Source organism: Candidatus Chlorohelix sp. (assembly GCF_037138995.1).
Taxonomy (GTDB): domain Bacteria; phylum Chloroflexota; class Chloroflexia; order Chloroheliales; family Chloroheliaceae; genus Chlorohelix.
This window is the reverse complement of the sequence record NZ_JBAXHI010000073.1, coordinates 1-9,089: the sequence shown is the minus strand read 5'-3', so window position 1 is coordinate 9,089 and position 9,089 is coordinate 1. Positions and strand designations below refer to the sequence as shown.

Annotated in this window: 8 protein-coding genes; all 8 read left to right on the top strand. The window is 44.1% G+C overall.

Going from position 1 to position 9,089, the window contains the following annotated elements:
* Nucleotides 1–320 (top strand): hypothetical protein (locus tag WCK19_RS17755; RefSeq protein ID WP_342398741.1); only part of this gene is annotated, 320 nt, incomplete at its 5' end.
* A 10-nt stretch (nucleotides 321–330) separates the two neighbouring features.
* Nucleotides 331–540: a hypothetical protein gene (locus tag WCK19_RS17750; protein ID WP_342398740.1), complete on the top strand. Its 210-nt coding sequence runs from the start codon at nucleotides 331–333 to the stop codon at nucleotides 538–540.
* Between the two features lie 165 nt (nucleotides 541–705).
* Entirely contained in the window at nucleotides 706–1,650 is a 945-nt protein-coding gene (locus tag WCK19_RS17745) for an ABC transporter permease (protein ID WP_342398739.1), read from the top strand.
* Nucleotides 1,651–1,657: 7 nt separating this feature from the next.
* A complete protein-coding gene (locus WCK19_RS17740) occupies nucleotides 1,658–2,521 on the top strand; it encodes an ABC transporter permease (protein WP_342398738.1) in 864 nt (287 codons plus the stop codon).
* A 446-nt stretch (nucleotides 2,522–2,967) separates the two neighbouring features.
* A complete protein-coding gene (locus WCK19_RS17735) occupies nucleotides 2,968–4,689 on the top strand; it encodes an ABC transporter substrate-binding protein (RefSeq protein ID WP_342398737.1) in 1,722 nt (573 codons plus the stop codon).
* Between the two features lie 106 nt (nucleotides 4,690–4,795).
* Nucleotides 4,796–6,874 carry a molybdopterin-dependent oxidoreductase gene (locus tag WCK19_RS17730; protein WP_342398736.1) on the top strand — a complete coding sequence of 693 codons (2,079 nt, stop codon included), beginning with the start codon at nucleotides 4,796–4,798 and terminating at the stop codon, nucleotides 6,872–6,874.
* Complete coding sequence (locus tag WCK19_RS17725) at nucleotides 6,867–7,871, top strand: ABC transporter ATP-binding protein (protein ID WP_342398735.1); 1,005 nt, start codon at nucleotides 6,867–6,869, stop codon at nucleotides 7,869–7,871. Before WCK19_RS17730 ends, WCK19_RS17725 begins: the two co-directional genes overlap by 8 nt.
* Complete coding sequence (locus WCK19_RS17720) at nucleotides 7,856–8,902, top strand: oligopeptide/dipeptide ABC transporter ATP-binding protein (protein WP_342398734.1); 1,047 nt, start codon at nucleotides 7,856–7,858, stop codon at nucleotides 8,900–8,902. Before WCK19_RS17725 ends, WCK19_RS17720 begins: the two co-directional genes overlap by 16 nt.
* Nucleotides 8,903–9,089 lie beyond the last annotated feature (187 nt).

Sequence of the window (9,089 nt, the reverse complement as noted above, 5' to 3'; positions counted from 1 at the left end):
TAGAGGGGGTCACGAAGTGTCGAAGCATAGTAGAGGGTGTTGCTACGGTTAAACAACAGTACACCTCCATCTGGGATGAAGAAGCTTTCCCCACCGATCCATGGACGAACACCTTCGTTGCTAAAAAGATGTCGTCTGGTCTGGGGTGGCCCAAATCCATTAGCAACAATCTCGCCGACTTCAAGCGAGGCGGTATTGTGGGTGCTTTCGATTTGACCAACTACGTCACCTCTTCCAAGTCCCCCTGGTTTATTGGTCCTTATGGGCTGATGGTCAAGAACGCTGAACCCGCTCAACTTCATTCGATGTCCCTCCGGTAATTCCGGTGAGTTGTGGGACGTTCCAACCGATGTGCTGATAACGCTTGGCATCGCTGCCGGTCGTATGCAGTCTCCCTTCAAATGCCACTGGTGTGAGAAGCCCATACATGGCGTTGCCAATGTGGGACGCATCGGCAACGCCATGTACTTCCACCCTGAGTGCTTCGGCGAATACCGAGCGCTACAGGCAAAGAGGCAGCCATCCTCTCCACCACCTTAAGGAGGGAAATTGTACAACCGTAGCAATGTTTCTTTTCCCAAAATGGCAATGAGGAATTGCAGACCATTATTATTCTTGACATATTAGATAATATAACTTATATTTAGCCGACTTTATAAAGCAGTTTGATAAGTTAGGGTTATCCATTACTCCAGAAAAGTTTTCATGCTCAATTATATTTCCAAAAGGCTATTAGCTCTTATACCAGTAATTATAATTTCCGCAATTATTGCCTTTTTTATTACCAACATTATGCCGGGAGATCCGGTCAGGTTGATGGTCGGAGATTTTGCCACCGAAAAACAGGTCGCTGAAATGCGTACAAAACTGGGCTTGGATAGACCCATTTATGAAAGATTCGGTGGTTGGTTGGGAAATGTGGCTAAAGGCGATTTAGGCGAATCGCTTTTTTTACACGAACCGGTTACTAAAGCAATTTTCGACAGGCTTGAACCGACTCTTTTATTGGCGGTTGTGGGGATGTTTTTTGGCATAGTAATCGGCATACCCTTGGGGATAATTGCAGCTATGAAACACCGCACCATTTTTGACCAATTGGCAATTTCAACTTCCCTAATAGGCATGACTATTCCCAGTTTTTTTATCGCAATAATTCTGATATTGGTCTTTGGAGTTAATTTGCAGTGGTTTCCGGTTGCTGGTTATGAACCTTATTCCAAAGCAGGTTTTGGTGTAATCAGATTCCTTGTTATGCCCGGTTTCGCCATTGGCTTAATGCAAAGCGCTCTAATTGCTAGGATGACCCGCAGCGCTATGCTTGATGTTTTAGGGCAGGACTATATCCGCACAGCCCGCGCAAAGGGGCTGTCGGAGTTCAAAGTTATACTACCGCACGCTTTTAAAAATTCTTTAAACCCCATTGTAACGGTGATTGGCTTTAGCCTAGCAACGCTGTTGGGCGGCACTTGGATTATAGAGACTGTTTTTAATATACCCGGCGTTGGGGCGCTGGCGATTAAGGCTATTCTAAATCGCGACTACCCGCTTATACAGGGCAGTCTGATATTTACTGTCGTCATATATCTGCTCGTAAATTTGCTTGTGGATATTAGTTACTCTTTTATTAATCCCTATATCAAATATAAGTAAAACATTTATGGAAAAAGCTGGCTACCCGGCTAAAATTCTTGCAGTTACGGCTGCCTTCAGAAATATCAGACGGCATCTTTTTATAATAATTGGACTAGCGATTCTGTTGCTTATCGTAGTTTGCGCTATCATTGCTCCTTTTGTATATGAGTTAGGTCCTCTGGAGATAGCAATTCAAAACAGATTACAAGGACCGTCAAGTACAAATGTAATGGGAACCGATGAGTTTGGCAGGGATATTTTCAGCCGTACCTGTTACGGTGTCAGGGTTTCACTGGAGATTGGAATAATAGTAACACTATTGACTACCATTTTTGGGGGTTTGTTAGGGCTAGTCTCTGGTTATTATAGGCTAGTAGATGCAATCGTTTCCCGCATTATTGACGGGCTGATGGCATTTCCTGAAATAATTCTGGCAATCACTATAGCGGCTGTGTGGGGTTCTGGTGAGTTCAATATTATTATTGCTTTAACCTTTGCCTATTTTCCAAAAATGACGCGAGTAGTACGTGCCAGCGTTCTATCCTTAAAACCGCTGGAATATATCGAATCCGGTAGAGCTATAGGTGCGGGCAATTTTCAAATAATCTTTCGGTATATACTGGTGGGCTGTATTTCCCCGATTATAGTGCAGGCAACTTTTTGTTTTGCCTCTGCCATACTTGCTGAAGCTGCGCTAAGTTTTTTAGGGGTTGGAATTATGGAACCTCAACCGAGCTTAGGCGGGATGGTAAGCTCGGGTAGAAAATTTATGTCTATTGCTCCTTGGATTGTGATTTTCCCCGGAGGAGTTATTATGATGGTTGTTTTGGGTCTTAGTATTCTGGGAGATGGGCTGCGAGATTTATTCGACCCAAAACTTAAATCCTGAAAACGAACTCTAGCACTCTTATTATAAACTTGACAATGTTGATAAAATATCTTATCATAACCCTGCCCTAATTGATGCCTACATTCTACTGGATTAGCGGTGAGATTTATCAATTGCGGTCGCTTAAAGCATTGCATAGTTGTTTTATTACCTGAAGCAATTATCCAATGTACCGCCCTTAAGTTAGTTGACAGTGTCGCCACTAATTGAACAACCCATGCCCTTATTAACTGAAAGAGTCCGGTAATTTTTATAACTTTAGGAGGTCTTATTGCGCCCTGTTAATTTCATAATGCACATATGTAGCATATACATATAGTTTTTGAGGATTTCAATCGGCTAGGCTTCTGGCTTTTCCGGGTCAAACGCTACTTAAACCCACCAAAGCTATCGTATTGGAATCCTGTTGTTGAAGTTTCGAATTACATTCAGGAAGGAGATTTGAATTGAAGAGTTATACTCGAAAAATTATGGCGTTGCTGTTGTTTTTAGCAATAAGTGCGTTAGCGGTCGCTTGCGGTGATGCTACTAGCACCGCTACCACTACGGCAAAAACCACCGCGGCAGCAACTACTACAGCGGCGACCAGCACAACTTTGGCAGCTACCGCCGCGACCACCACTGCTGCTGCTACTAGCGCTGCTTCCACCACGGCAGCCGGCGCGGGTGCTCCTGTTTCTGGAGGTAGAATTGTAGTAGCAGTTACCTCTGCGCCAGCAGATTTGGACCCCGACAAGACCACCGCTCAGGAAATCAATGATATTCTGACGCATGTCTATGAGGGGCTTTTTGAGTTTGACAAAAACTACAAGCCCCAACCCCATCTAGCAGAGAGTTATACCCTGATTGACGACAACAAAACTTACGATGTCAAACTAAGGCAGGGTGTACTATTCCAAAATGGCAAGGAGTTGACCTCCGATGATGTGGAAGCATCCTTCAACCGTTGGCTCAATTTAAACGGTGCAGGGGAAGTTATCAAGCCCTACCTAGACTCCTTTGAGAAGGTTGGAAAATATGAGGTCAAGTTTAAATTCAAGCAGCCTTATGCCCCTTTTATTTCGCTAATCGCTGCCAATGTAGCTAATCAGAAATTACTCATTAAGCCAAAGGAATTGATAGAAAAGTATCCCAAGGACAGCCTGAAGGAACAAATTGGCACTGGTCCTTATAGCTTTGTGGAGTGGATACCCGACCAGCATGTGCTGCTGAAAAAGTTTAACGACTACAAAGCCCTCACTACCGAAACATCCGGGTTGGCTGGAAAAAGAGTGGCATATGCTGACGAACTGGAATTCAAATTTGTGCCGGAACAGGCGGTGCGTATTGCCGGTGTTCAGAGCAACCAATACCAGTTTGCTAGGGATATTCCCTCGGATCAATACACTGCTTTTAAGGCAGACAAAAGCGTCCAAACCTATGTTACCTCTCCGAACTTCCAAGGGTTTCTGATTTTCAATGCCGGAAATACTACTTTCAAAGATATAAATGCCCGGCAAGCGGTTGCCTATGCGCTTAATATTGATGAACTGGGCATCGCGATGGTGGGTAACAAGGATTTCTACCATTTGAATGGTTCTCTCTTCAATAAGGGCAATATTTGGAATGACCCTACAGCAGGCGATGGTATCTACAACAAGCCTAACCCTGATAAAGCCAAAGAATTGTTAAAGAAAGCTGGGTATAACGGGCAGCCTATCGTTATCTTGACTGAAAAAGAAAACACTGTACATAGCCAAGCAGCGGTTGACCTGAAATCTCAGTTGGAAAAAGTGGGATTTAAAGTTGAATTAAAACTGCTTGACCGTGCTACTGTGGTAGAACAGCGCAAGAAGGTTGACGGTTGGGATATTCATATCAACAGCTTCAAAGCTCCAGATCCTGATCCACAGGTTTACGGAGCGTGGGTTGGCACCAATAAATGGATTGGCAACTGGAATGACGAATATTCCAAGAGAATGGATGCCATTTATGATAAATTGCTGGTAGAGACAGACCAAGCCAAACGGTATAAGATTGTGCAAGATTGGTACAAAGAATGGTGGACTTCTCTGCCCTACCTTAAAACGGTAGATTATGACGGATTGTATATAGGCAGCGCCACTTTGCAGGGTTATGGCAACTATACAACCCCTTATTTCTGGAATACTTGGTTAACCAAAAAGTAAAAGGGCATTTGATTCTTAGCCAAAGCCCCTTCTCGCGGAGGGGCTTTGGGCTGTCAGAAAATAGCTAGAAATAGAGAAAAGGCTTAATCAGCCTGAAAGAGTTTAAATGGCAGAACAGTTTGAGAAAACATTATGTAGGATGTGTAATGACCGCTGCGCTTTAAATGTCGTGCTTGCAGACGGGCGAATAACAAAAGTTACCGGGCTGAAGGGACACCCTTGGAGCGAAGGGAAAATATGTATAAAAGCCAAAGCCTCCACGGATATGGTTTATGCCAAAGACCGACTTTTAAAACCCCTGAAAAAAGTAAAGAATGACTGGCTCGAAATCTCTCTGGAAGAGGCGTTAGATGAGATTGCCTTTAAGCTCGAAAAACTGAAGCGTAAATATGGGGCGCGGTGTCTGAGCGTTTGGAAAGGCGAGGCAGTCGGGTTTGCTCAACAGGAACAACATGCCCGAAGGTTTTGCCAAGCGTTGGGTTCCCCGAACTATTTTTCCAACGATTCGACCTGTTTTTGCGCTAGGTGGATTGCCTATTCACTGGTTTATGGGGGCGGTCTGGTTCCAGACTATGAGAACGCTGACTGTATCGTTATATGGGGTTCAAATCCGCCTTTTTCTCACCCTTTTGCCTTTGAGAAAATTCTAAAAGCCCGCAAAAACGGTGCCAAACTAATCGTAATTGATCCTCGCAAAAATGAAATCGCACGGAAAGCTGACCTACATGCCATGCTGAAACCCGGTACTGACGGGGCTTTAGCTTGGGGACTAATTAATTACCTGATAGAAAAAGACCTGTACGCCACTGAATTCCTAGAGCATTACTCCATCGGATTTGATGCGGTGCAACGTTACGCCCGACGCTTTACCCTTGCCTATACCGCAAAAGAAACTGGCATACCAGCCAACCTAATTGAGCAAATTGCGCTCAATCTGGCTAAAAATTCCCCGCGCTCGCTGAATATTGTGGGAAACGGATTGGAACACCACGTAAACGGTCTGGAAAATATTAGGGCTATTGCTTTTATAGACGCAATTATCGGCAGTATTGACCACAAGGGTGGCAGCCGCCTGCCGGAAGGTCCTGGTCTGCAAGACCTTGAACTGTATAATGAAATAGACCTGTCGCACCTTAATCCTATCGGCTCAAAAAAATATCCCCTGCTTTATAACTTTCGTCAGGAAAGCCACACTATGACCGGGCTGAATTCTATCCTGACCGGGCAACCTTACCGAATAAGGGGTATGTTATTGACTGCCGCCAATCCTGTTTTGACTAACCCGGCAGCTAACAAGGTCAAGGAAGCCCTTAGCAGCCTAGAGTTATTGGTGGTGCGGGATTTGTTTATGACCGAAACTGCCTCCCTTGCTCACTATGTATTGCCAGCCGCCAGCTTCTACGAACGGAGCGAATTTCATGTATTCCCGGCTTACAATGTCATAAATCTGACAAAAAAATTGATTTCATTACCAGAGTGCCAAGATGAATACCAGTTTTGGCATGACCTCGCACACCGCTTAGGTCTAGGTCACTATTTTCCGTGGGATAACGAGTCCACCCTCAACGAGTGGCTTTTGAAAGATACCGGTATTACCAATAATGACCTTGAAACGAATCCGGAAGGCTACCAATACAAACCGATAACTTATGAAAAATGGAAAAATTCGCCGTTTAAAACTCCTTCTGGCAAAATCGAATTCACTTCAGGGCAATTAGAAAAGTTGGGTTATCACTCGCTGCCCGAATATCGGTTTCCAGCTTATCTGCGTCAAACAAACCCGGAATACCCCTTTACCTTAATCAGCGGTTCTCGAAAAAAACTGTATAACAGTAGTCGCTATCACAATCTCGAACAATTTCAAAAGCTCGACCCGCAGCCCTATGTCGGAATACACCCGGAAGATGCTTTACAGCTTGGAATACAGGATTATGATTTGGTTAGAATCAGTTCCGCTATCGGCTCACTTGAGATACAGGCGGAAGTTTTGCCGCCTGATGCAATACTATCCGGATATATACAAGTGCCTTACGGCTGGAGTGAAGCCAATGTCAACCTGATAACCCCGGACGACCGGAATGACCCAATGTCCGGGTTCCCTTCCCTGAAAGCAGTTCCGGTGCGAATTGAGAAATTAACTCCAGCAAATGGTATTAATATCGAAAGTGGCATGTTCAATGAGTGAGAAGTTACTGGAACTGGTAAATCTTAAAACCAGCTTTTATACTAGGCATGGCAAAATTCCGGCGGTGGATGGGGTCTCGCTTCATATTAATAGAGGGGAAACTGTTGGGATTGTAGGCGAATCGGGTTGCGGCAAAAGTGTCACCTCTCTGAGCATCTTACGTTTGATTCCGAACCCACCGGGTAAAATTGAGGCTGGCCAGATTTTGTTGGAAGGCGAAAATCTTTTATTGAAATCCAAGAAAGATATGCGGGCAATTCGCGGGAATCGGATTTCAATGATATTTCAGGAACCGATGAGTTCGTTAAACCCGGTGCTTACCATCGGTCGGCAGATTATTGAAACTGTGATACTGCATCAACGAGTTGGCAGAAACGAAGCAAAAGCAAAAGCAATCGAGATGCTAAAATTGGTGGGCATCCCCTCTCCTGAGAAGCGCCTTTCGAGTTACCCTTTTCAACTTTCCGGTGGACAAAGGCAGCGGGTGATGATTGCCATAGCCCTTGTTTGCAGACCTCAGCTTTTGATTGCAGACGAACCAACTACCGCTTTGGATGTAACAATTCAAGCTCAAATTCTCGATTTGATGAAAGAGCTAAAAGACAGGCTAGGTATGTCCATCCTATTAATAACCCACGACCTAGGTGTCGTCGCTGATATTGCCGAACGTATAATAGTAATGTACGCGGGACAAGTAGTGGAAGAGGGCAGTGTTCATTCCATATTCAAAACCCCCTTGCACCCTTATACCAAAGGGCTTTTACTTTCAATCCCCAAAATCGGACTTAAAAAGGAACGGCTGTATATTATCCCCGGAACTATCCCAAAACCATCGGAATACCCGACTGGCTGCCGTTTTTCTCCTAGATGTGAATACAAACAGCAGATTTGTCTTGACAAAGCTCCCCCGGTTAAGCAGCAGGAATTGGGAAGAAGTTATAGATGCTGGATTGGTTCAGAAGAATATGCGGAGTATATCAAATGCCAGTCAATATAAAAGTAACCCCTACCACGCCAGAAGTTCTCGTAAGGGTAGAAAACCTGTCGAAGCATTTTTATAGCCACTCTGCTTTCTTTTCAAAAAAAAGCAAGCCACTTAAAGCGGTAGATAGGGTAAGTTTTGTTATTAACAAAGGCGAAACGCTTGGAATCGTGGGTGAATCCGGGTGTGGTAAATCAACCTTAGGAAGGTTGCTTTTGAGATTGCTGGAACCAACTGCTGGCGAGATTTTTTTCGAGGAAACCAATGTTACAAGGCTTTCTCCAGATAAATTAAAGGCGTTGCGTAAGGAAATGCAGATGATTTTCCAAAACCCTTACGGCTCTTTGAATCCTTGGATGACGATAAAGGATCTTATAGCAGAACCCCTACTCTTGCATACCTCTGTAAAAAAACATGAAGTAGAAGAGCAAGTGTACGAATTGTTACAAAAAGTCGGATTGAACCAACATAATATTCGGAAGTACCCACATGAATTTTCGGGTGGTCAGCGGCAGCGCATTTGTATTGCCCGTTCGCTGGCAGTAAAACCAAAGTTTGTAGTATGTGATGAGCCAGTTTCTGCGCTAGACGTTTCTATCCAGAGTCAGATTCTAAATCTGTTGGGGGACTTGCAGCGTGAGTTTAACTTAACTTACTTATTTATATCCCACAGCTTTTCTGTAATCCGCAATATAGCTGACAGAGTAGCGGTAATGTACTTAGGAAAAATAGTCGAAATCAGTTCAGTCGAAGACCTTTTTAAAAATCCTTCTCACCCCTACACTATAACCTTGCTTTCCTCCATTCCGCCACCCAACCCTGATATAAAGCGTAAACGGCTTGAAGTGATTGGAGAGATTCCGAGCCAATCCGACTTACCAACCGGATGCAGATACAGCACCCGCTGTACCTACAAAATCAAAATATGTGAACAGCAGGAACCAGAGCTTATAAACACAGGCAATGACCATTTTGTAGCTTGTCATGTGCAACGAGAAGACTTGCACTACACGTTTTTTTTCGATAGTTGTCACCAAGCATATTAGGAAATATCGCTGTGACAACTAATTTCAAATAATTAGCAGGCACAAAATAAAGTGCGAACCTAACACGCTGTCCAAAGTCAATGAAAACTTAGGGCGAATTGAAGTGACCCAGAAAGTCAAGACAGGAAAGAAAGGGGGAGTGCCTAAAACAGGAGAGTTAGACGATGCTTCCAACGTTTAGGGTCAG